Genomic DNA, 23,593 nt, shown 5'->3' on the forward strand with positions numbered 1-23,593 from the left:
TTTGCTATTATCTATCTTTTTTGATATAAAATGCACGGAAAGTCAAGCGTTAATTTTACATGAAATGAATATATGTGTGAACGTTACCTTATTTTTTCTCAATACAGGACAAAAAGTAAAAATAGTAAAATAATGGAGCGGGACACTAAAAATGTAAGGTAGGGGAGAGCATGAAAGGCTATTCAAAGAAAATGTTAGTAGGGGTAAGTTTTGCTAGTTTAATGTTAGGGAGTTTTCAAGGGGTCAGTTTGGCAGAAGATACTAAGGGAGAGCAAGTTTCTTATCGAAATGTGCTCAAAATGGAGCCAGTCGGTGTACAACTATCAGTACAAGAATTAGCTCATTCATCGAAAGTGCTCGAAAGCAAGTCTTTTGAGAAAAGGCTACAATTTGCCGATTTATCACAAAGACCACCTGAGGTGAAAAAAGAAAGTAAGCAATTAGCTGTAGCGAAAACTTATACAATTGCTGAATTAAATCAATTAAGCAATCAGCAGTTAGTAGATTTACTTGTAACAATTGATTGGGAGCAAATTACGGGGCTATTTCAGTTTAATACAGACAGTCTAGCATTCTATCAAAATGATAGTAGGATGCAGGCGATTATTGATAAATTGAAGCAGCAAGGACAAGCCTATACGAAGGATGATTCAAAAGGGATTGAGACATTAGTGGAGGTATTACGTTCAGGATTTTATTTAGGATTTTATAATTCGGAACTTAGTAAATTAAATGAACGGAGTTATCATGATAAATGCTTACCTGCATTAAAAGCGATAGCTAACAATTCAAATTTCAAGCTGGGTACATTAGAGCAAAATAGAGTGGTATCATCATACGGAAAGTTAATAGGAAACGCTTCGAGTGATGTGGAAACGATAACATCAGCTGCAAAAATTTTTAAACAATATAATGATAATTTTTCTACATTAGTAGATAATCTTTCAGCTGGAAATGCTATTTACGATATTATGCAAGGTGTTGATTACGACATTCAATCGTATTTGTACGATACGAGGAAAGCACCGAAAGATACAGTATGGTATCAGAAAATAGATAGTTATATTAATGAACTAAGTCGTTTTGCATTAATGGGAACGATTACAGCAAAAAACGGTTGGCTTATTAATAATGGCATTTATTATACAGGTAGACTCGGTACGTTCCATAGTACAGGAACGAAAGGGTTACAAGTTGTAACAGATGCGATGAAAATTTATCCGTATTTAGGGGAGCAATATTTCGTAGCTGCTGAGCAAATCGCAACGAATTATGGCGGAAAAGATGCAAATGGTAAAGTGGTGAATTTAGATCAAATAAGAGAAGATGGAAAGAAAAAATATTTGCCAAAAACGTATACGTTTGATGATGGGGCAATTGTTTTAAAAGCTGGAGATAAAGTGACAGAAGAAAAAGTAAAACGTTTATATTGGGCGGCAAAAGAAGTGAAGGCACAATTCCATCGTACGGTTGAAAGTGATCAACCTTTAGAAAAAGGAAATCCTGATGATGTATTAACGATGGTTATTTATAATAGCCTAGCAGAATATCAATTTAATCGTCAATTGTACGGATATGAAACGAATAACGGTGGTCTGTATATAGAAGGAACAGGTACGTTCTTTACTTATGAGCGTACGCCAGAAGAAAGTATTTATAGTTTAGAAGAATTATTCCGACACGAGTTCACACATTATTTACAAGGTAGATATGAAGTGCCAGGGTTATGGGGACAAGGAAAAATATATGAAAATGAAAGATTATCTTGGTTTGAAGAAGGGAATGCCGAATTTTTTGCAGGGGCAACGAGAACGGATAATGTTGTACCGAGAAAGAGTATTATAGGAGGATTATCTTCAAACCCAGCAGAGCGTTATACGGCAGAGCGAACGTTAAATGCAAAGTATGGAACGTGGGATTTCTATAATTATTCCTTTGCTTTACAATCGTATATGTACAATAAGAGATATGATATGTTTGATAAAATACATGATCTTATTAGGAAAAATGATGTAACAGCATATGATGCATATCGCTCTACATTAAGTAAAGATGCGAATTTAAATAAAGAATATCAAGACTATATGCAAATGCTAGTTGATAATCGTGAGAAATATAACGTGCCATTAGTATCAGACGATTATTTAGCAAATCATGCACCGAAACCAGTTTCAGATATTGCGGCAGAAATAACAGCGGAAGCAAAATTGAAAAATGTATCAGTGAAGAAAAATAAATCACAGTTCTTTAATACATTCACACTACAAGGAACATATACAGGAACTGCAGCAAAAGGAGAATATGAAGACTGGAAAACAATTACACAAAACGTTAATGATACGTTAAAACGTTTAAGTGCAAAGGAATGGACAGGTTATAAAACAGTAACAGCATACTTCGTAAATTATCGTGTGAATGCATCAGGACAATTTGAATATGATGTTGTGTTCCACGGTATTAATACAGAAGAAGGTGCAGAGAATAAAGCACCAGTTGCAGTTATAAACGGTCCGTATAGTGGAAATGTAAATGAAGCAATTTCATTTAAAAGCGACGGATCAAAAGATGAAGACGGGAAAATTACTTCGTATAAATGGGAGTTTGGTGATGGAGCAGTAAGTAATGAGCAAAATCCAACTCACGTATATACAAAAGAAGGAACGTATACGACGAAATTAACGGTAACAGACGATAAAGGAGCAACTAATACTGCTACAGCGACTGTAGCTGTTCAAAAGAAAGAAGATAACAGTGTAGAAAAAGAACCGAATAACTCATTCCAAACAGCAAACAAACTGCAGTTAAATCAAGTCTTACGTGCTAGTTTAGGAAATGGCGATACAAGTGATTTCTTTGAAATTAATGTGGAGACTGCTAAAAACCTTCAAATTAACGTAACGAATGAAAATAATATCGGAATGAACTGGGTACTTTATTCTGAAGCAGATTTAAATAATTATGTTACGTATGCTCAGCAACAAGGGAATAAACTAGTAGGTAGTTACTACACGTATCCAGGGAAGTATTATTTACATGTGTATCAATATGGTGGTGGAACAGGGAATTATACGGTGGAAGTGAAGTAGTAAAAAGGGAGTTGTCTTTTTCAATGAATGGCACAAGGTCTGTACTTTAATGAAAAAACAACTGCAGGAAATGTCACTAGTGATAATAACAAATTAAGCGTCGCGAGATATTATATTTACATTAAATAAATCTAATCAGTAAACGAAATAAAATCGATGAACTAGTATTTCATCACGATGTAAGAAAAGTTATAAATATTAAGTGTTTTTAATTGAATTAAACTAAAGGATCAGAGTATATCTGTAACAATAGATAAGCTCTGATCCTTATTAGTTTTAATTAACACACATAAATTTAAGATAATTAATAAGTAAGCTAGCTAGCGGGATTCTTAAAATTCGCTTATGTAATTAACTAAACAGAAAATTTTTATCGCATTAGCAAGGGATACTAATAGAAAAGCGTGTCCCTTTACCTAAGTTACTCTCTATTTCTATATCTCCGTTTAATTCTTTAATAATACTATAAGCAATCATAGTACCAAGCCCAGTTCCTTTTTCTGTTGTTGAATAGAATGGCAAAGCAATTCGTTTTATTTGTTGAGATGACATCCCAATTCCTGAATCAATAATATCAATTATGATATTTCCTTTTACTTTTTGTATATTTATTTGTAATAATCCACCATTTTTCATAGCCTCAATTCCGTTTTGGATGATGTTGTTTAGACAGAGTTTGAATTTTTCGGGGTCCCCGTTTATATAAAAGGAATCTGTACTATTTTGTTTGATTTCAACTTTGTATGATAGAGCGAGTGGCGAAATAGTATCTTTCACCTGATTTAAAATGTGATTAATATCTATTTTCTCTTTTAGGGTGTTCTGTGGTTTGGTTAAAGATAAATAGTTATTAATAGTAGATTGTATTTGCTGCATTTCAATTAACATGATTTCTAAGTATTGATCCTGAGATAGCTTTGAGGCATGTTTTTCATTTAATAATTGAGTGAATCCATGTACTGTGGTTAGTGGATTGTGGATTTCGTGTGCAATTGACGCTGCTAGTTCGCTAGCTATATAAAATTTTTCAGCCCGTTGTAGCTTTTCTTTCATTTTATATTTCTCGATCATTCCCTCTATTAAATAAACTGATAATAATACTGTGAAAATATTAATGATTATGTAATTTAATAAAAATTCTATGAGAGTAGAGTCTATTTTCCCTCCTGTATTTATTTGAGTTACAATACCGCAAATAGAAAGGGAAGTTGTACATACTAAAATAAGGAATAAGCTTAATAATACTTTTTTTTCTTTAACATACATAGGTAATAAGTAACGAAAGAGCATTGTTATACCAAAAATAATAGTGAAGATAATAAATGATGGAAGAACGCCATTTCCGCCTAAGTAAAACCGATAAGAAAGATATAAAATTCCTATAAAAACAATTTTTTTTGTATTTCCATATAGAAAAACTAATATTATAGGAATAAAACGTAAATCATAAATAAATCCCACATGTAAATGAAAAGGAAAAGTCATACAAAAAATAATAGCAATGGAGGAAAGGATAGAAAATAACATATTATTACATGTTTTTTTTTCTTTAAACTCTAGCCAAAATACGTGATAGCTAAGGATACAAATTATTATAATAAAGGTATTTAATAAAAGAGTAGAAATTCCCATAGTTTTGCATCTCCAATAGTTTGTAAGTAGAATTATGTATGAGTTGGACATAGATGTTTAGTATTAGTAGACTTTTTATCTAAAAAAGGAAGGGTACTTGAAAAATACTGTTATATTACTCGTATTAAAATTGATAAGGAAAATAGAAAAAATCTATTTAAATTTATGTACATATGAAATTATAAACTAACTTTTGTATAGGTAAAATTGGGATTGAGTTACTGATAAAATAAGGTTTTTTAAGTATGAATATTCTGTGAAAATGATATGCGTGGTGACTCCTGTTTTGTAGCCTTCGTTATATTAACATGGAATATATCAAATTACAAAGTGAAATTTTAGAAAAATTTTATTAGTACATTTTATCTGAAATAGAAATGCTATTTATTTGAGTATTTTGGTACTTACTCGTATAAAACTTTGTTAGAAAAAGACTTTAAAATTTAAATGTTTTTTATGAAGCGTAATATTGTAGCTTTATCTATGTGGGTTTCTCAATAACTATTAAGGTGAAAAGTTAAAATATATAGGTTTATAGATATGAATCATTACATAAAAACGCACTTGGAAAAGGATGTATGATGGTAATAGAATACAAACATCAAGGGGGAACTTAAAATGAAGTTAAATAAACTAGTGCTTAGTTGTGGGGTAGTTTCGGCATTAACACTTGGTGTGTTAGGGAATAATACTTATGCTGAAGAAGTACACAAAACGAATGATCCAATTCATGTAGTTGAACATGTTTCTGCAGACTTATTATTAACCCAAACAATGGATTATAGTGGCGAGGCTGAAACTTCTTTCGTATATGATGGGAGTACTGACTTAAGCTTCTCTATGAAAAATAATGGTCAAAATACAATGGGATATAGTGTAAAAGGTCCAAATACAGAGCTAATTGTTGGTGGTTATATAAAACCTGGAGAACAACAAATTAATGTTACAAATGTACGGAATGCTTTATCTCCATTACCGAATGGAACATATAAAATTTACGTTTCAAATGATGATGGTTCTAAGGGGCAATTCCAAGTTTCAGTAAGATCTATGAATTAAATGTAAAACGCTTTGCTTTTAAGTTAATTTAATCTTTACTTATTGGAAAGAAGCTAAATTGAATTGAGAATTACCGATAAAAATGAAAACGAGCACCTTATCTAATTGTGAGAGGGTGTTTGTTTTTTGCTATTAAACAGAAAACAATTATAAATACATTTTGATATTTCCATTGCTAACCTACTAGATTGTGTCAACGAGAGAATGTCTACTATAAAAGATATCAAAATAAAGATGATGTAACATTCCGCTAAATTATATGGGGAAATAGAAAAACCACCCTTATATGAGTGGTTTTAGTAATTATTTTTAGGTTATACATTTAAAATTAGGCTAAGTTATAGAAATAATAAACATTTAATCCGTTGTTATTATTTTGGTTCTGGATAATGATTGTAGTATGAGATTCTAATAAATTCTTGGTAGACATTTGTTAATTTGGCATCTCTAAGAGCATCGTTGAATTTTTGCATACGTACACTCCCTTGAGCGTACCCTCCACCTGGAGTATAAGGGTTTCTAGCTTCAAAGTCATCCAAAAATACTTTTAATTTTTTATAGTCTTGAGATTGATAAAAAGCCACGGCCTCTTCAGGAGTGACATCAAAGTAAGAGGATGACGTTGAGTTATAAGAAGCTGCTTGAGCAGTAGGTGCCTCTAGCATAGTTGCAGTTCCACCGAACATAGTAAGCGCCATAGAAGATACAATAATTTTTTTAAACATAATAAAACCTCCATGTAGAATATTGGATTAATAGTAATCATGTAATCATTATAGTTACAATGAAAATGATTATCAAATGCAATATTGCATAATATATCCAACTATTTTTGGGGAGTAAGACTCCCGCTCAAAAATTCAATGAAAGCAAAGAAGTTAGGTGGGAATCGGACGGATTAAAGTTTCACTTTATTATTTGAACGAGAAGTCACCTTTATATTTAAATGGAGGAGTGTAATAGATTAAAAGAGGTGTATAAATTACTCAGGTTAACAAGAAAATGAAAAGGCGATTTTTAATAGGGGGAAAGCTTAATAACTGGAGCAAAAGAATTGCTATTTATATATTTAACATACATATTTGTCTTTTAAATTGTAGGTGTGTTTTAGAATTTGTATATAGTAAATTCGTTAAAAAACTTGATAAATAATAAAATGTGTAAATTTTTTGACTATTTTATTAAAATCATTTAATATTTGTAATTTATTGTTTTATAATGATAAATGGGTCGATCGTGAATGTTTTAGATATTGCGATATATACTCGGATTAATTTATTCTAGGGAGGTTACAAAATTGGGTAAGAGAGTCATTATAAGAGTTTTTACATTATTATCAGTACTGGCATTATTCCTTAATGTATTTTTACCTAGGGCTAGTGCAGAGGTTATGACGCATGAGAAATATTCAATGGACTGGAGTTATAGTAATAGTCTAGGTAAGTACATTCGCACTGAAATGATTAAAAATTCAAGTGGTCAAATTGCTTATTGCTTAACCCTTGGATTAAAATCACCAAATGGTGAAGATCTTCCTGAAATGGGGAAAACAGATAATGTAGTATATAGAGTCTTATTAAATGGTTTCCCGCAAAAAAGTGCTGAACAGCTGGGAGTAGCTAATAAAAATGAAGCGCATTATGCAACGCAACTTGCGGTTTGGAATGCATTAGGTCAACTCGATGTAAATGAATTAAAACATGAGAATAAAAATGTTGAAAAAGCAGCTAAGGCTATTATTAGTAATGCTAATAATAGTGAAGAGACTCAAGATGTTTTTATGAATGTGATTCCTGCTGAAAAGCAAAAAGCAGAATTAAAGGGTGAATTCTTCGAAACAAATTTATATTCAGTACAAACAAATGCTAAGAGTGGTTCTTATAAGATAGTAGCGGAAAATGCACCTAATGGAGTTAGAATTGTTAGTGAAAATGGAGAAGTGAAAGATCAGCTTTCAGTTGGAGAAAAATTTCGTATCCAAATTCCTAAGAATACAAAAACGGGTGAATTTAATTTAAGTGTTGCTGCTAATTTAACTAAAGTTCAAGCAATTGCTTACCGTGGTACGGATACTGTTCAGAACGCTACAGTACTATTAGAGAGAAATGAAGAAAAGCTTAGTAGTGATCTTGCAGTAAATTGGGAAGCAGCTGGTTCTTTAAAAATTAAAAAGGTTGGAGAAAATGGAGAAGTTTTAGCTGGTGCAGTATTTGAGGTCTTTAATGCAAATAATGAATCAGTCGGAAAAATCACGACTGGTGCTGATGGTATGGCAGAATTAAACAACTTACCAATTGGTACTTACACATTAAAAGAAATTAAAGCACCAACAGGCTATGTTTCAGATGATAAACCACAAACTATTGAAGTTAAGACAGGAGAAACAGGAGCTGTCCAAATAGTAAATAACAAAGTAAAAGGTAACATCGAAATTAAAAAGCTTAGTGATTCAGGAAAGATGTTACCAAATGTTGAATTCACAGTCTTCACTGAAGATGGAAAAGAAGTGAAAAAAGTAGTAACAAAAGAAAATGGAATTGCAAACGTTGAAGGTCTTACGTATGGTAAATATTATTTCTTAGAGACAAAAACACCTAATGGATATATTGGAAATAAAACAAAGTATCCTTTTGAAATTAAAGAGCACAATAAAACACTTACTTTTACAGTGGAAAATACCGAAGTGAAAGGTAGTGTAAAATTACTAAAAGTAGATAATGAAGATATTAGTAAAAAATTAGAAGGTGCAGTATTTGAATTGAAAGATGAAAGTGGAAAAGTAGTTGGGGAATATAAGACAGATAAAAATGGCGAGATTAACGTCAAAGATTTAGCGTATGGTAAATATTCATTTGTAGAAAAGGCTTCTCCAAATGGTTACGTTCTTGTTAAAGAACCAATTGTGTTCGAAATAAAGGAACATGGAAAGATTATTGAGTTATTGGCAGTTAATCATCTTATCAAAGGTGATCTAGAAATTACAAAGGTAGATGTAGCTGATGGAAATAACAAGCTTCCAAATGCAGAATTTACGATTTATAACGAAGCAGGAAAAGAAGTAGTAAAAGGAAAAACAGACGATAAAGGAATCGCTAAATTTGAAAAGTTACCATTTGGAAAATACACATATAAAGAAACTGTTGCACCAAAAGGTTATGTATTAAATGAAGAAACGTTCTCTTTTGAAATTAAAGAGAATGGTCAAATCATTAAACACATTGTCAAAGATGAAAAGATTCCTTCAATAAAAACAACAGCTACTGATAAAACAGATGGTACAAAAGAAATGCACACGTCTAAGTCTGTAACAATCCAAGATAAAGTGGAATACAAAGACCTACAAGTAGGTAAAGAATACACATTAAAAGGTAAATTAATGAATAAAGAGACTAATAAACCATTAGTTGTAAATGGTAAAGAAGTAACAGCTGAAACGAAATTTACACCAAAAGAAGCAAATGGTTCTATTACATTAGACTTCACATTTGATGCAACTGGTTTAGAAGAAAAAGAGGTAGTAGTATTCGAAGAGTTATTGAAAGAAGGAAAAATTGTTACAACACATGCTGATATCAATGATAAAGGTCAAACAGTTAAGTTCGTTAAGCCATCAGTAAAAACGACAGCAACAAACAAAGCTGATGGTGGAAAAGAGATTCATTCAAAGGATTCTATCACTATTCAAGACAAAGTGGAGTATACTAACTTAGTTGTAGGTAAAGAGTACACTGTAAAAGGTAAACTAATGAACAAAGCTATTAACAAACCATTATTAATTGATGGAAAAGAAGTAACAGCTGAAACGAAGTTTACTGCAAAAGAAAAGAACGGTTTTGTAACATTAGACTTTACTTTTGTTGGTGCTGAACAGCAAGGAAGAGAAGTAGTCGTGTTTGAAGACTTATTACATGAAGGTCAAGTAATTGCAACACATGCTGACATTAACGATGTAGGTCAAACAGTTCGATTTGTAGAACCTTCTATTAAAACGACAGCAACAAACAAAGCTGATGGTTCTAAAGAGTTAGACGCTTCTAAATCTGTAACAATCCAAGATAAAGTGGAATACAAAGACTTAATCGTGGGTAAAGAGTATGTTGTAAAAGGTAAACTGATGGATAAAGCAACAAACAAGCCATTATTAGTTGATGGAAAAGAAGTAACAGTAGAGTCTAAGTTTATTGCTAAAGAGAAGAATGGTTCTATCACACTAGATTTCACATTTAATGCTTCTGCATTACAAGGTAAAGAAGTAGTAGTATTTGAAGAACTGTATCAAGATAATATATTAGTAGCTATTCACGCTGAAATTGAAGATAAGGGACAAACAGTGAAATTTAAAGAGGTAAAGCCGGAACAACCTAAACCAGAACAGCCAAATTCAGATGAAAATACTCCAACACCAGAGCAGCCTAACGAGCAAGTAAAAGAACAACCACAACCTAAGCAAGAAATTCAATCTAAAATTGGATGGTTACCACAAACAGGTACTAATCTTACAAGTTGGATCTCTATGGCTGCAGGCGCATTACTGTTAATTGTTGGTGGAGTTATTTTCTTGAAACGTAAAAATGCATAGAAATTAAAAAATAAGCACATCTGTTTTTATAACAAGATGTGCTTATTTTTATCATTTTAGCCAAGAAGACTCCTATATTTAAGCGTGAATGGCATTTAAAATCGCAACTTTATTTGTAGTAAATAGTACATAATTTTGTTTTACTGTTTTAATTAAAATACGTTCTGTTGTCCCATAAGCTGTTCCAATACGTATTACATCTACTTCTTCAATACCAGCATAGGTAGCATCTTCGGTAACCTCAATCACATCACGTAATGGAATTGTAATCTCCGCCAATTGCCATGAAATAATTAACTCTTCATTTGTTTTTTTTACATTAATGCCTAGCATTATACCAAGACCCTTCAATAATAATATGCTACACTTCTAATCTCATTATATAAATTTTTGGATTTTTTATCTATATGTAGGAATAGAATTTATATATATATGTGAGCATCTTAATGATGTCAAACAAATAGAAGGATATACAGTCTTTCTATTAAGAAATATGGTAAGAACAAAAGTTCACTTCAAATTAATATGAATTTGATATGGTTGAGATATTATGAACGAGAAACAGTAAGAGTTGCAGGAAGGAAATGAATAATGAGACTTAAATTAGTAGGGATTTTCATTTGTGTAATTATGATGTTAGGTATCTTTATAATTTACACCAATCAATCTATTGGTAAAGAACCAGATAAGACGAATTATGAATCTCGTGAAAACTCCATAAATAAAGAGAAAGATAGTAGAGGAAAAGGGCAATCAAAATACAAAAAAAGTTCTTTTGCTAGTATACAGGCTGTAGTTAATAAGGAATATGGGTTACCCGAAGACTATAAACCAGAGGATTTAGTTGTACCAAATGTGCCATTCTCATTTAGTGGAACGGTAGAAAAGAGCCACCTCCGTAAAGAGGCGGCAGAAGCACTGGAAAAATTATTTGATTTAGCAAAGCAGGAGGGGATTCAGTTAAATGCTGTTTCGGGATTTCGTTCCTATGGCTATCAACAACGACTGTATGCAAACAATGTGAAAAGAAAAGGACAAGAGCATACGGATCGCTTCTCGGCAAAACCAGGACATAGCGAACATCAAACAGGGTTAACAATGGATGTTTCTTCTAAAAGTGCGAACAATGAACTAGAGTTATCCTTTGCTAATACGAAGGAAGGAAAATGGCTGAAAGAAAACGCGCATCGTGAAGGGTTTATCATTCGTTATCCTAAGGGGAAGGAAAGTATTACAGGTTATGCATATGAACCTTGGCATATTCGCTATGTAGGAGATATTGCTGAAAATATATATAAACAAAAGCAGACTTTAGAAGAATACATGAATCTATGAAAATAGAATTGAAGAATTAAACTGGCTATCGATAGACGTGAGATTGTAAAAGGCAGGGTATATAAATTAAGGTGTTTTTTAATTTTTTTGGTGAAGAGGGAAGGTATCCCTCTTCTTTTTTCATTCCTTGTAAAATTTGAGGATGTCTTAAGGGAATGAAAAGATGGATTGTGTGAATGTATTAATAAAGGCTACTTTAGGTGGCGTCTAGAGATGTTTTTTGAGGGAATACAATGTTATAAGTTGTAGTATTCATTGCAGCAATTGACTATATTATAGGAGCATTCACGTTGGAATATAACAGAGAATTATAGAGTAAAGTAGGATTCAAAAGCATTGTTAAAAATGTTGGTGTTATAAGTTATTTTCCTATCAAAATAATTAGTCTTTGTTCAAAATTTAAGGTTGTTATTTTATTATATCTAGTAACTATTTATATTATTTAATAATTACTTGGTTTACTATTAAGGTGGTTATCTTACAAAATTGTAAGGTTATTTTAATTGACACTTGTATGTATAAGTAACTATACTGGTTACACAATGTTGGTAAGTATATTTAATAATCTCTATCTATAAGTGTATGTCCGAGGATTATTTTTGGAGTAATAGTTCGATTGTAAATTTGTTGTACGATATATAGTGATATAAACAACATGATCTATTCTTTATTCAAAGTCGTATTATTTAAAGATTAATTATAAATGATATATTTACCAAATTGTAATAAATTGATAGAGGTGTTACATTTTGAAATACAAATTAATTGCTACAGGAATTCTTGCTGGAAGTCTATTATCCTATTCATCTAATACATTTGCAAATACTCATAAGTTCCCAGATGTTCCTGCATGGGCGGACAAATCCGTTAATTATTTAGTTGATAAACAGGTATTGAATGGTTATCCAGACGGAACTTTCGGTTCAAATGACTCATTAGACAGAGCTTCGGCTACAAAAATTATGACAAAAGTTTTAGGTATAAAAATTGACTCTAATGCAAAACCATCATTTACAGATTCACAAAACCACTGGGCTACTCCGTATATTGCTGCTGCTGAAAAAGCTGGTATTGTTAAAGGTGAGGGTAATGGAATCTTCAATCCATCCGGAAAAGTAACTCGCGCTGCTATGGCTACGATGCTAGTAAATGCATATAAACTACAAAGCACACCAAATCATAACGAGCAGGTTAAATTTGAAGATTTAAAAGGGCATTGGGGAGAAAAATATGCCAATATTTTAATCGGTTTGAAAATTTCCAATGGTACTGAGAACGGTTGGCAACCAAATAGATTTATAACACGTGCTGAAGCTGCTCAACTTACTGCAAAAACAGATATGATGCAACATCGTCCAAAAAACCCATTAGAAAGTAAAACAATCATTATTGATCCTGGACATGGTGGCGAAGATCCTGGGAAATCCACAAAGGGATTACCTGAAAGTAAGATTGTACTAGACACTTCTTTACGTCTACAACAATTACTTGAAAAGCATACACCATTTACAGTTTTATTAACTCGTCAATCTGATAATAGACCAGGACATGATCAAAAAAGTTCTTTACAGGAACGTGTTAAATTTGCTAAGAAAAATCAGGGTGATATCTTTATAAGCGTACATGCAAATGCTTTTAATGGTAATGCAAAAGGGACAGAAACATATTACTATAAATCTTCTAAATCCGAAAAAACAAATCCTCATGTGGAAGAAAGTCGTGTTTTAGCAGAAAAAATTCAAACACGTTTAGTAGAGGCACTTCAAACACGAGACAGAGGAGTTAAACATGGAGACCTTCATGTTATAAGAGAAAATGACATGCCAGCTGTATTGACGGAACTGGCGTTTATAGATAATGGTATTGATTACAGTAAATTATCTACGGAAAATGGCAGACAAATTGCAGCAGAAGCCATTTATGAAGGAATTTTAGATTATTATGAATGGAAAGGAAATAATGTATCTGAATATAGGCTGTAATAAGTAATTGAAAATATAGTAATTCTCGAAATGAAGAATTCTATAATTTTTTTGTGTTTTTTTTAAACAACAATTTTAAATTTGTATTTAAAATTGTTGTTTAAATCTTTACTTTATGTTTTAATAATATTGATAATAGTTATCAATAAAGTGAGAGGAAGATTAGTGAAACATGTGTTTTTAGTTAGTGTCATAAAAGTTAATGAATTTCTATATTGTATGGCTATGAATCTATCTCTAATTTTGTGAACTAGAAATAATATATTTATATCTTTTAAATGTTTAAGAAGGAGTGGTTGTCTGTATGAAAAAAGCAAAAGAAATAGCTAAATGTGTTGCGGTAGCGTCCGTTATTATGTCTGGATCATTTGGTTTACAAGCAACATTTGCATTTGCAGATTCTAAAGGAACTGTAGAAAATCTTCAAAATGGTGGAAAGGTATATAATAGTTTTAAAACTACTTATGACATGAAGCAGAATATCAAAAATTCAATAAAGGTTTCTTTTATTGAGGATCCTTACGCAGATAAAAAGATTGCAATTGTTACCACTGATGGTAGTAATATAGATGCTAAATATACAATTAATAGCGGATACTATAACGCAGGTTTAAAATGGCCATCAGCCTATCATACTGAAGCAGAAATAACAAGTGGTGATAGTGCTCAATTCCATAAAGCTGCCCCAGTTAATACAATGACTTCAGCAAAGGTCACTTCTGAGGTAGGGTATACACTTGGTGGAAGTGTTAAAGTAGGAGTAAATGATAAAGGACCAAATGCCGATGCAAGTATCACAGGTAGCTTTGCTTGGAAAGAAAGTGTATCTTATGATCAAGTAGATTATAAAACGGTATTAGAGACTCACACAGATAAAAAATTAAATTGGAAAGTAGGATTCCAATCATTTAATTTCCCAGAGTGGGGAATTTATAATCGTGATTCATTCAATACTTTCTATGGTAATCAACTATTTATGAAATCACGTAGTTATAATGAAGGAACGAATAATTTTGTTTCAAAAGATACAGTACCAGCTTTAACAGGATATGGTTTTTCTCCAAACGTAGTAGCGGTTATTACTGCTGATAAAACAGAAACTACTTCAGATTTAAAAATAACAAATCGTAGAATTTCAGATCAGTACAATATCGAATGGGTAAGTTCAAAATGGTGGGGAACAAATAATAAAGATACATATAATGAATTCTTTACGAACCACTATAAATTAGACTGGAAAAACCATCAAGTTACTCTTGATAACCAAAAAGCCCTTGAAGAACAAATGAATAGTATCAACAGCGTGAATGATAAACTTAACAAAGGAAAAGGGAAATTATCTCTTTCAATGAATGGAAATCAACTCAAAGCTACGTCTAGCAATGCTGGTTATGGTATCAGTTACGAAGATAAAAATTGGGGTATCTTTGTAAATGGTGAAAAGGTCTATACTTTTAATGAAAAATCAACTGTAGGCAATATCTCTAATGATATTAACAAACTAAACATTAAAGGACCTTATATCGAGATTAAACAGATCTAGTCAGAAAATGATGGACGATTGATGGATAATTATTTCATCAAGATACGATTATACTAGTTTATCCCGCATTAACGGGCAGCCCGATTGGTTCACCTAATAATCAGTGGGGGATGAACAAAACCCCCACTGATTAAAGTTTCACTTTATTTTAAATCTGTATAATGTAACGAAAGGACCAAAGTTTATTTATAAAATAAATAAACTTTGGTCCTTATTATTTTTTTGGTTGCACACGAAATTAAGATAAAATTAGATGTTTTTTGTCCATACTTTCACTCGATTAAAAAAGAGCGTAAAGTATTTGAAAGCTATTGATGCTACGCAAGGGGATATTGTTTAAAGTAATCAGAACTTCATCGGTTGTTAAGTTACCATTTTAAATATATAATTAAATTTCATTAAAAAGATACTCTATTCAAAGTCCTTATTGGGTTTTTGAAGTGAAATATATACTATTTGAGGTGTGTGAAATGGGGAAATCTCGAGAGCAGACGATGGAAAATATCTTAAAGGCTGCTAAGAAAAAATTTGGAGAGCGTGGCTATGAAGGTACGAGCATACAAGAAATTGCAAAAGAAGCGAAAGTGAATGTTGCTATGGCCTCTTACTATTTTAATGGGAAAGAAAACCTATATTATGAGGTGTTTAAGAAATATGGTCTTGCTAATGAGTTACCCAATTTTCTTGAGAAGAATCAATTTGATCCTATCAATGCCCTTAGAGAATATTTAACGGTTTTTACTACACATATAAAAGAGAACCCTGAAATTGGATCATTGGCATATGAGGAGATTATTAAGGAAAGTGCACGATTAGAAAAGATTAAACCGTATTTCATAGGTAATTTTGAACAGTTAAAAGAAATATTACAGGAGGGTGAAAAGCAAGGAGTTTTTCATTTCTTCTCCATAAATCATACGATACATTGGATTACTTCTATTGTTTTATTTCCAAAGTTTAAAAAATTTATTGATTCTTTAGGGCCAAATGAAACGAATGATACAAATCATGAATGGATGCCAGAAGACTTAGTGAACAGGATTGTTACTGCATTAACAGATAAACCTAACGTGTAAATTATTCAGTGTTTATGAATTCTATTGTTACTATTTAAAGCCTAATTTCTCAATGTATTGTAGAGAAATTAGGCTTTTTTTTAACACGTCCTTAAACTTTTTATAGTTCAAGGACTCAATTTGCTGATTATATTTTCAAGTATTCGTTTTGAGCTACATAGATATAGTTTTCGTTGCAACTGTTTGTTGAAATACTTTATCATGCTCAACAATAACCATTGTGGGATTAAATTGTTGAATAAGCTCTTCGATTTGCATACGGGAATAGATATCTATAAAATTTAGTGGTTCATCCCATATATATATATGAGCTTTTTCACATAAGCTTTTAGCGATAAGCAGTTTTTTCTTTTGTCCACCAGAATAATGAGATATATCTTTCTCAAATTGAATTCGGTCAAAGTCCATCTTACGTAGGATGGATTTAAATAGGGTCTCATCAATCTTGTGCTGTTCAATAAAGTCTGATAGCGATCCCTTTAAATGAGAAGTATCTTGTTGGACATAGGAAATGATGAGTCCTGTACCTAAAATAACTAAGCCTGTATGCTGTATCGGATGTCCTAGAATTAGTTTTAGGATACTACTTTTTCCGCTCCCATTCGTTCCATCAAGTACAATTCGGTCACCTTGTTCAACTATGAAGCTAATCGACTCATTCACAATTTGGTCATCGTACTTAACGGACACATCAACCAAAGTAATCAATTCATTTGATTTAAATTGTAATTGTTCCAATTTTAATGACTCAGTTTTCTCCACATTTTTTAGTAATTTTGACTTTTCTTCAATAGCTTTTTGTTGCCTTGATTCAAGGTTTTTTGCTCTTTTCATCATCTTGGCTGCTTTATGTCCTACAAACCCCTTATCCAACTTAGAGCCTGAATTCCTCGTTCCATTTTTTGAAGCTTCCACATCATGTGACCAACTTGCTGAACGCTTGGAAGACTGTTTTAATCTCCCTATGTCTTTTTGTAGACGCTCATTTGTAGCCTCTTCGTGCTCTTGCTGTCTATCAAAATTTAACTTCCAAGAAGAATAGTTACCACTTTGAACTTCAATATTTGCTCTATTTATAGATAGGATATGGTCAACGCACCCATCTAAAAAGATTCTGTCATGTGAAATTAAAATAAATCCTTTTTTCTTCCTTAGATAAGCAGAGACTATCTTGCGTGCATCAGTATCTAAGTGATTTGTTGGTTCATCAATTAATAGGAATTGATCCTCATTTAAAAACAGTGCAGCAAGCAACACCTTTGTTTGTTCCCCATTTGATAATGTTTTAAATGGTCTGTACATGACCTCAGCATCAACATTTAAATAGGATATCTCACGCAGAAATTCCCAATCTTCTGCTTGGGGGCAAATTTCTTCAAGGATTTCATGAGTGAATTTGTTCTTATCTGCAACAGAGTAGGGGAAGTAATTGAATTCTACCGAAGCAAGGATTTTCCCACCAAACTCATAATTCCCTAACAATAGATTAAAGAATGTCGTTTTACCTCGTCCATTTCTACCAATAAATCCTAGCTTCCAATCCGTATCTATTTGGAAGTTTACACTTTCAAAAATATTATCAAAGCTACCTGGGTATGAAAAAGTTAAATCTTGGACTTTTATCATTGACATAATAATTCCTCCTTTATATATCGAAACGTTTCATATAAAGTCGGAACATCCATCCAGTTTTTAATTGCTCTATATAAGTTTGATGGATATTAACGACTTATATAGAGCATTACATGTGTAACAATAGTGTCTGAAGTCCTCATTTTTCTTGCTCCTTTATTTGTTAGGTAAATTTAACAATTAATAAGTTCCAACTAACATAAATGGGAATAAAAAAATCCCCCAATTGTAATCGGAAGGATTAGTCTTTCGTCTATACTTAATAAGTACTTATTAATCATTTGAATCATGACAAATAAAGTATGAACTGAATTTTAAAAATGGATAGACTAACCCTATATTTTGTAGTTTGAAGTTATGAAATTCAACTTAAAATATAAATTAGTTAATCATTGTTCATCCATCATTCCTTTCATAATTCTGCTTTTAGAGTAACATTCTTTTTAGGGAGATGCAATATTAGCTTCAATTTCATCTAATCCTAAATCATTTATAATTCTTTGAGTAAGGAGATAAAACTTTACCGCCCTTTTTATAAACATCACATTTTTGTTCAATTGGTCATGTCTTTTGTCCGTTAAAAGGGAGGATATGAAATTGACATCAACTTTTTGTGTAACTATAATAGTTACATCTAGTTTCGTAAACTAATTTGAATTTCTATTTTAAAGATAGTATATTTTCATTCCTTTTTAAGTGTGACAGATAGCAACTAACTATAATTCAATAGAGGATTAGATTCTATCTCATATGTAAAGAGTAGATAAGTTGTACCCGCCAAATTTACGATGCGCAAATACTTAAAAAACTACATTTTTCAGCTTATCCTTTTTAGAATCCTCAGTATTGATAATTGTAAACATCTACAAAAAGTTAACAAGACTGTTGTATGTAGAAAGAAATCTTTTAAAAAGGTCATAATATACATAATAGGTTGCACACATTTTAATTAGTAGGAGTTGTGCCACTATCAAGACCTTTTTAATAAAAGTATAGAAAAAACTCAAGAAGGTGAGTCCATTGCGTAAACATGCATATGTGCAATTTTATGTATTGCTATTGGCTTTAATAGCTTATATAAGTTTTTGTGTTATATTTTTATTTGTTTTTCCGAATCTTTATTTTGTATCAGATTTTAATATCCGGCTATCATCTTTAGTTGTTGAAACTACTGTATTTATCTCATTACTGTATTCTATATTATCCAGAAGAATTAAGTTAGGAGTATTCTGGGTTTGTATTACTATTGCGATAGGGTGTTTCTTGATAGGGAATTTCATATCTGCTTTTCAAGTACTTAATGTAGAATTACCAATACAAAATTTTAATATCTCTGATGTATTTTTGTTATTTTTCTTGTTCTTCTTTCTCTTTGCGTTCTTTTATAAAATTATGATGGAATGTAATAAATGGGAGAAAGCATATTTAATTTGTGATTTATGCATTGTTGTTACTGCCATTTTTACATTAGAGTGGTACCTATTTAATAAACCATCTGCAAATATCTTATTCTTATCAATTGGAGATGTTTTTCTTTCATTTATTTTTCCGATTATAGATTTATTGCTTCTATTACTTGGAGTTACACTAATCTTTCGACCTGCTATTTTCAATGCAAAAAGTAAATTGTTTATTTTTATTCTAGTATTAACTGGATTGGCTATTACGGACTACTTATATTTTTACTTACAAGATGATTTGTCAGATCGTTCAGTTATATTATTAAGGTGTTTGTATAGAGTTTTCCTATTATTTATCGCTATTGCTGCTACAATCCCAAAGAATACTTCTTCTAAAAGAAATTATTTCATTGTCAATCCAACATTTGGAAGGAAACTTCTTGTCATATTTCCTTATCTTGCAGTTGCAGTCTTAATTGGCTTTACTTTGAAAGAACAAACTTCTTCAGCTACATTAATTACGGGAAATTGTATTGCTTTTGTATTTGTACTGATTCGTCATACAATTGTACGAATGCAAAACAAAGATTTAACCGAGACCTTAAAAGTGTTTAATAATCAATTAGAACAAACAGTATCTCAAAGAACAAGGGATTTAATAAACAAATCTAATGATTTGGTAAAAAATCAAGAGAGATTTAAGTCTTTATATGAGTATCATCCAGATCCTATTTTAACGATTGATTCAAATGGTATCGTATTAAATATAAACCAGGCTGGAAGTATGTTATTAGGAAAAGAAAGTGCTGCATTAATAGGGAAAGAGTGCTTCTCTATTTTTTTAGATGAAGATAAATCTGAATTGGAATCGGCTATAAAGAAAGGGAAACGATGTAGTTCATCTTCGTTACAGTTACGTGTGAAAAATAACAATGAGAAGGATATCCTCTTTTGGTATGTCACTATAGTTCCTATTATGATAGAAGGACAAACCTTTGGGAGTTATGTAATGGTAAAAGACATAACGAGGATGAAACAACAACAGAATGAGATAAATTATCTTGCATTCCATGATACGGTGACGGAGATTGGAAATCGTATATTCTTCCAACAAGAATTAGATAGATCCATTAAGCGTGCACAAAAAACACAGGATAAGTTCGGGCTCCTGTATATTGATTTAAATCGCTTTAAGACCATTAATGATACATTGGGTCATTCGATTGGTGACAGAGTTTTAAAAGAAGTTGCCAAACGTTTTAGGACATATCTGTCACCGACTATTCCTCTAGCAAGAATAGGTGGAGATGAGTTTGCAATCATTGTCCATAACCAAACAGAGCAACAGCTATTGGATTTGTGTAAAACTTTATTTCGTATAACTGAAGAACCATTTGTAGTAAATCAGCATAGTTTTTACTTATCTCTTAGTATAGGAATAGCAGTGTATCCATTTGGAGGAATAAATACTACTACACTTTTACAACACGCTGATATCGCTATGTATAGCGCAAAAGAAAAAGGTAACAATGCTGTTTGTATGTATGACGAGGCATTATCTCAAAAAGTAACTCGTCGATTACGATTAGAACAGGATTTACCAAATGCAATTGAAAATAATGAGTTGTTTTTATTGTATCAACCACAAATTGATAGTAAGGCAGGTAAAGTTATTGGTGCAGAGGCTTTAATACGCTGGCAACATCCAGAGCTTGGGCTGATTTCTCCTTTTGAGTTTATACCTATCGCAGAAGAAACGGCGCAGATTATTTCAATTGGGAAGTGGACGTTACAGAAAGCGTGTCGACAACTGAAAGAATGGCATTCTATGGGTTTTTCAAATCTAAAGATCGGGATAAATTTATCAGCTATAGAGTTTGAACAGAAAGATTTTGTTCAAACAATGATATCTACTATAGAAGAGATAGGAGTACCTGCTAATTCGATTGATTTGGAATTAACAGAGCGAATAGCAATGGTAGATGAAAAAGAAACCTTATCAAAGTTAAAAGTATTAAAATCATATGGTGTACATTTATCAATTGACGATTTTGGTACAGGTTATTCTTCACTAGCGTATCTGCCTCTTTATCCAATTGATACTTTAAAAATTCCAAGAGAATTTGTTAATAGGATCGGAACTTCTACTGATGGAGATGAAATTATACAAACCATTATTTCACTTGCTCATACTTTAAACATGAAAGTGATAGCAGAAGGGGTAGAAACGAAGGAACAATTAACAGTGTTACAACGTAATGCGTGTTATCTAATTCAGGGCTATTACTACAGTAAACCTGTAAATGAAGATGAATTTATGGATTTTTTAAGTACAATGCAAAATGAATAAGTGAAAAATCAGTATATGTATAAAGTAAAGTGAAAAGACGTTCTATCTATATGGATTTGAACGTCTTTCTTATGTTTATTTTCAATAGTTATGCAGCAAGGTTTCAGCCTTTGAAAGTAAAATAAATATCTATATTCCTTGTATTTTGGGCTAATGGGGTATGAGGTGAAAGTTGCTTCTTGTGAAAACACATTAGGGACAGCTTGTATATTCTTAAAGCAATTTGAAAAAGGATTAGCAGTTTGTATGGAATTAGGAAATGAAGAGTATGTATATCATTTCAATATTTTACGTTCTCTTAATGAAGATGAAGCAATTAAACTCTTAGAAGAAGTGAAAAAAGTATTTCTTACTTCGAAAAGCAAGGTTTATGGGATTTCGTAGAAGAATATGCAGATCTAAAAAAGGAAAAAATATACAATAATCACATACTATCATTTTTAATAGCTAATTAACAAAGGGACTCCAATTATGGAGTCTCTTTGTTAATGGGGTAATGATTTGGTTTATCTAACTATAACAATATTTGTAAAAAAAGTGTAAAAGGGTCCTAGTTTGGAGGGGGAATTATTTAATCTTTTTTATTTAATAAAAGGGATAATATTTAGTTATCTGCGCTTCTTAATTATGTTTTCTATCACAGTTTGAAGTAAATTTCAGTTAATCTTATTTATTTTATAGGAATTATAAGGTATACTAAAAGTAGGTGCAAAATGTACCATTTGAAAAAGAGTGCATTGCAAAAAGGAATCCGTAAAGGATTCCTTTTTTGTTTCTTTGAAAATGAAGCAACGTTCTAATTATCTCTTTTTTTATGAATGAACTACCACTGTATAAATTTAAAAGGAATTTTTGGGGAATTGCCATATTCCTGTAACAAAACAAAGGTATGTTATGTGTGTAAAATATAAAGAGAAAGAAGGAAAAGTTGTGAAAAAAATTTTGCCAATTGTTGCGTTATTAGGCATGATGAGTTTTGGAGTACAGGAAATGAATGTAAGAGCTGATACTTATCATAAGAGCGATTCAAAAATTAGTTTTTGGGATTCGAAAAGAAAGGGTACTAATTTCATGAATAGTACGTCATTACCTGAAAACTATAAAAGTGCAAAAGAAGCTAATATTGAATATGTTCGTTTAGCACCTGATAAATGGGCGAAAGATAAAGATTTTCTATTTGAAGATAAACCAGATACTTCTGGAAAGGATTTTCTGATAGGTAATTCAGATAACTATCAGGGATTAGTAAAGGAAGATCTAGAAAAATTAAAGGCGGATTTAGATGCCGCACAATCACAAGGAATGAAAGTCGTTCTTACAATGTTATCCTTACCTGGTGATCGATGGCGCCAATTTAATAATAATAAGAATGACGACAGAATATGGGAAGAAGAGAAGTATCAAGAACAAGCAAGTCAATTTTGGAAGGACCTCGCTCTGGAACTAAAAGATCACCCCGCGTTGGTTGGTTATAATATTATAAATGAACCACATCCAGAAACAGCTAAAAATAATAGATATAATGATTTTTGGACGGAAGATTACGAGAAATGGTATGCAAAAGTGGAGGGAACGACAGCGGATTTAAACAGATTTTATCAAAAGGTGATCAATTCCATTCGTGAAGTAGACCAAGAAACACCAGTTATTTTAGATTCAGGTTTATATGCTACTCCATGGGCCTTTAAATACTTAAAGCCAGTAAAGGATAAAAAAACGCTTTACGCATTTCATATGTATGAACCATATGAATTAACGAGTCAAGGTGAAAAGAAAAATAAAGAATATCAATATCCAGGATTAGTAAAAGTAGGAGACTTAGAGAAACCTGTAATGTGGAATAAGCAGGGATTAGAGAAGTTTTTGAAGCCAATCCAACAATGGTCTAAGAAAAATCATGTACCATCTAATCGAATTAT

General features: G+C 31.7%; 14 protein-coding genes. 10 read left to right on the top strand and 4 right to left on the bottom strand.

Features of this window, described 5'->3' with window-relative positions; all coding sequences use genetic code 11:
* The first annotated feature begins 170 nt into the window (after positions 1-170).
* Positions 171-3,086, top strand: a complete 2,916-nt coding sequence (gene colA / locus ACTJJY_RS23355) for a collagenase ColA (protein ID WP_440606673.1) — start codon at positions 171-173, stop codon at positions 3,084-3,086.
* Positions 3,087-3,464: 378 nt separating this feature from the next.
* Here colA and ACTJJY_RS23360 read toward each other — a convergent pair whose 3' ends face one another.
* Positions 3,465-4,718, bottom strand: a complete 1,254-nt coding sequence (locus ACTJJY_RS23360) for an ATP-binding protein (RefSeq protein ID WP_440606674.1) — start codon at positions 4,716-4,718, stop codon at positions 3,465-3,467.
* A gap of 618 nt (positions 4,719-5,336) precedes the next feature.
* On the opposite strand from ACTJJY_RS23360, the gene ACTJJY_RS23365 reads away from it, so the two are divergent.
* Positions 5,337-5,777: a hypothetical protein gene (locus tag ACTJJY_RS23365; protein ID WP_000773517.1), complete on the top strand. Its 441-nt coding sequence runs from the start codon at positions 5,337-5,339 to the stop codon at positions 5,775-5,777.
* 371 nt (positions 5,778-6,148) lie between these two features.
* Here ACTJJY_RS23365 and ACTJJY_RS23370 read toward each other — a convergent pair whose 3' ends face one another.
* Positions 6,149-6,502: a hypothetical protein gene (locus tag ACTJJY_RS23370; protein WP_230641380.1), complete on the bottom strand. Its 354-nt coding sequence runs from the start codon at positions 6,500-6,502 to the stop codon at positions 6,149-6,151.
* A 572-nt stretch (positions 6,503-7,074) separates the two neighbouring features.
* Here ACTJJY_RS23370 and ACTJJY_RS23375 point away from each other — a divergent pair.
* Positions 7,075-10,356, top strand: a complete 3,282-nt coding sequence (locus tag ACTJJY_RS23375) for a VaFE repeat-containing surface-anchored protein (protein ID WP_440606675.1) — start codon at positions 7,075-7,077, stop codon at positions 10,354-10,356.
* 78 nt (positions 10,357-10,434) lie between these two features.
* Here ACTJJY_RS23375 and ACTJJY_RS23380 read toward each other — a convergent pair whose 3' ends face one another.
* Positions 10,435-10,689 carry a SunI/YnzG family protein gene (locus ACTJJY_RS23380; RefSeq protein ID WP_440606676.1) on the bottom strand — a complete coding sequence of 85 codons (255 nt, stop codon included), beginning with the start codon at positions 10,687-10,689 and terminating at the stop codon, positions 10,435-10,437.
* 258 nt (positions 10,690-10,947) lie between these two features.
* On the opposite strand from ACTJJY_RS23380, the gene ACTJJY_RS23385 reads away from it, so the two are divergent.
* The 4 genes from ACTJJY_RS23385 to hlyIIR all read left to right on the top strand — a co-directional run bounded on the left by ACTJJY_RS23385 (position 10,948) and on the right by hlyIIR (position 16,292).
* Complete coding sequence (locus tag ACTJJY_RS23385) at positions 10,948-11,691, top strand: M15 family metallopeptidase (protein WP_440606677.1); 744 nt, start codon at positions 10,948-10,950, stop codon at positions 11,689-11,691.
* Positions 11,692-12,440: 749 nt separating this feature from the next.
* Positions 12,441-13,673 (top strand): N-acetylmuramoyl-L-alanine amidase, encoded by a 1,233-nt coding sequence (locus ACTJJY_RS23390; protein WP_440606678.1) that lies wholly within the window; start codon positions 12,441-12,443, stop codon positions 13,671-13,673.
* Positions 13,674-13,977: 304 nt separating this feature from the next.
* A complete protein-coding gene (gene hlyII, locus ACTJJY_RS23395) occupies positions 13,978-15,216 on the top strand; it encodes a hemolysin II HlyII (protein ID WP_153581194.1) in 1,239 nt (412 codons plus the stop codon).
* A 470-nt stretch (positions 15,217-15,686) separates the two neighbouring features.
* Positions 15,687-16,292: a hemolysin II regulator HlyIIR gene (gene hlyIIR / locus ACTJJY_RS23400; RefSeq protein ID WP_016080734.1), complete on the top strand. Its 606-nt coding sequence runs from the start codon at positions 15,687-15,689 to the stop codon at positions 16,290-16,292.
* Between the two features lie 153 nt (positions 16,293-16,445).
* On the opposite strand, the gene ACTJJY_RS23405 is transcribed toward hlyIIR, so the two are convergent.
* Complete coding sequence (locus tag ACTJJY_RS23405) at positions 16,446-17,924, bottom strand: Lsa family ABC-F type ribosomal protection protein (RefSeq protein WP_440606679.1); 1,479 nt, start codon at positions 17,922-17,924, stop codon at positions 16,446-16,448.
* A 1,020-nt stretch (positions 17,925-18,944) separates the two neighbouring features.
* Between ACTJJY_RS23405 and ACTJJY_RS23410 the strand changes: the two genes are divergently transcribed.
* From ACTJJY_RS23410 to ACTJJY_RS23420, 3 genes are all read left to right on the top strand, one after another.
* Positions 18,945-21,674 (top strand): EAL domain-containing protein, encoded by a 2,730-nt coding sequence (locus ACTJJY_RS23410; RefSeq protein ID WP_440606680.1) that lies wholly within the window; start codon positions 18,945-18,947, stop codon positions 21,672-21,674.
* Between the two features lie 153 nt (positions 21,675-21,827).
* On the top strand, positions 21,828-22,058 hold the full coding sequence (locus ACTJJY_RS23415) for a hypothetical protein (RefSeq protein ID WP_063548262.1): 231 nt from the start codon (positions 21,828-21,830) through the stop codon (positions 22,056-22,058).
* Positions 22,059-22,568: 510 nt separating this feature from the next.
* Positions 22,569-23,593, top strand: a 1,025-nt coding sequence (locus tag ACTJJY_RS23420; protein WP_440606681.1) for a glycoside hydrolase family 5 protein, incomplete at its 3' end; no start/stop codon positions are given.

Source organism: Bacillus sp. 22475 (genome assembly GCF_052044835.1).
In the GTDB taxonomy this organism is placed as follows: Bacteria; Bacillota; Bacilli; order Bacillales; family Bacillaceae_G; genus Bacillus_A; species Bacillus_A cereus.

Coding starts and splice junctions, on each gene's coding strand:
- ACTJJY_RS23370 (WP_230641380.1), bottom strand. CDS start 6,502: ATGTTTAAAAAAATTATTGTATCTTCTATGGCGCTTACTATGTTCGGT.
- hlyIIR (WP_016080734.1), top strand. CDS start 15,687: ATGGGGAAATCTCGAGAGCAGACGATGGAAAATATCTTAAAGGCTGCT.
- hlyII (WP_153581194.1), top strand. CDS start 13,978: ATGAAAAAAGCAAAAGAAATAGCTAAATGTGTTGCGGTAGCGTCCGTT.
- colA (WP_440606673.1), top strand. CDS start 171: ATGAAAGGCTATTCAAAGAAAATGTTAGTAGGGGTAAGTTTTGCTAGT.
- ACTJJY_RS23380 (WP_440606676.1), bottom strand. CDS start 10,689: ATGCTAGGCATTAATGTAAAAAAAACAAATGAAGAGTTAATTATTTCA.
- ACTJJY_RS23365 (WP_000773517.1), top strand. CDS start 5,337: ATGAAGTTAAATAAACTAGTGCTTAGTTGTGGGGTAGTTTCGGCATTA.
- ACTJJY_RS23360 (WP_440606674.1), bottom strand. CDS start 4,718: ATGGGAATTTCTACTCTTTTATTAAATACCTTTATTATAATAATTTGT.
- ACTJJY_RS23385 (WP_440606677.1), top strand. CDS start 10,948: ATGAGACTTAAATTAGTAGGGATTTTCATTTGTGTAATTATGATGTTA.
- ACTJJY_RS23415 (WP_063548262.1), top strand. CDS start 21,828: ATGGGGTATGAGGTGAAAGTTGCTTCTTGTGAAAACACATTAGGGACA.
- ACTJJY_RS23405 (WP_440606679.1), bottom strand. CDS start 17,924: ATGTCAATGATAAAAGTCCAAGATTTAACTTTTTCATACCCAGGTAGC.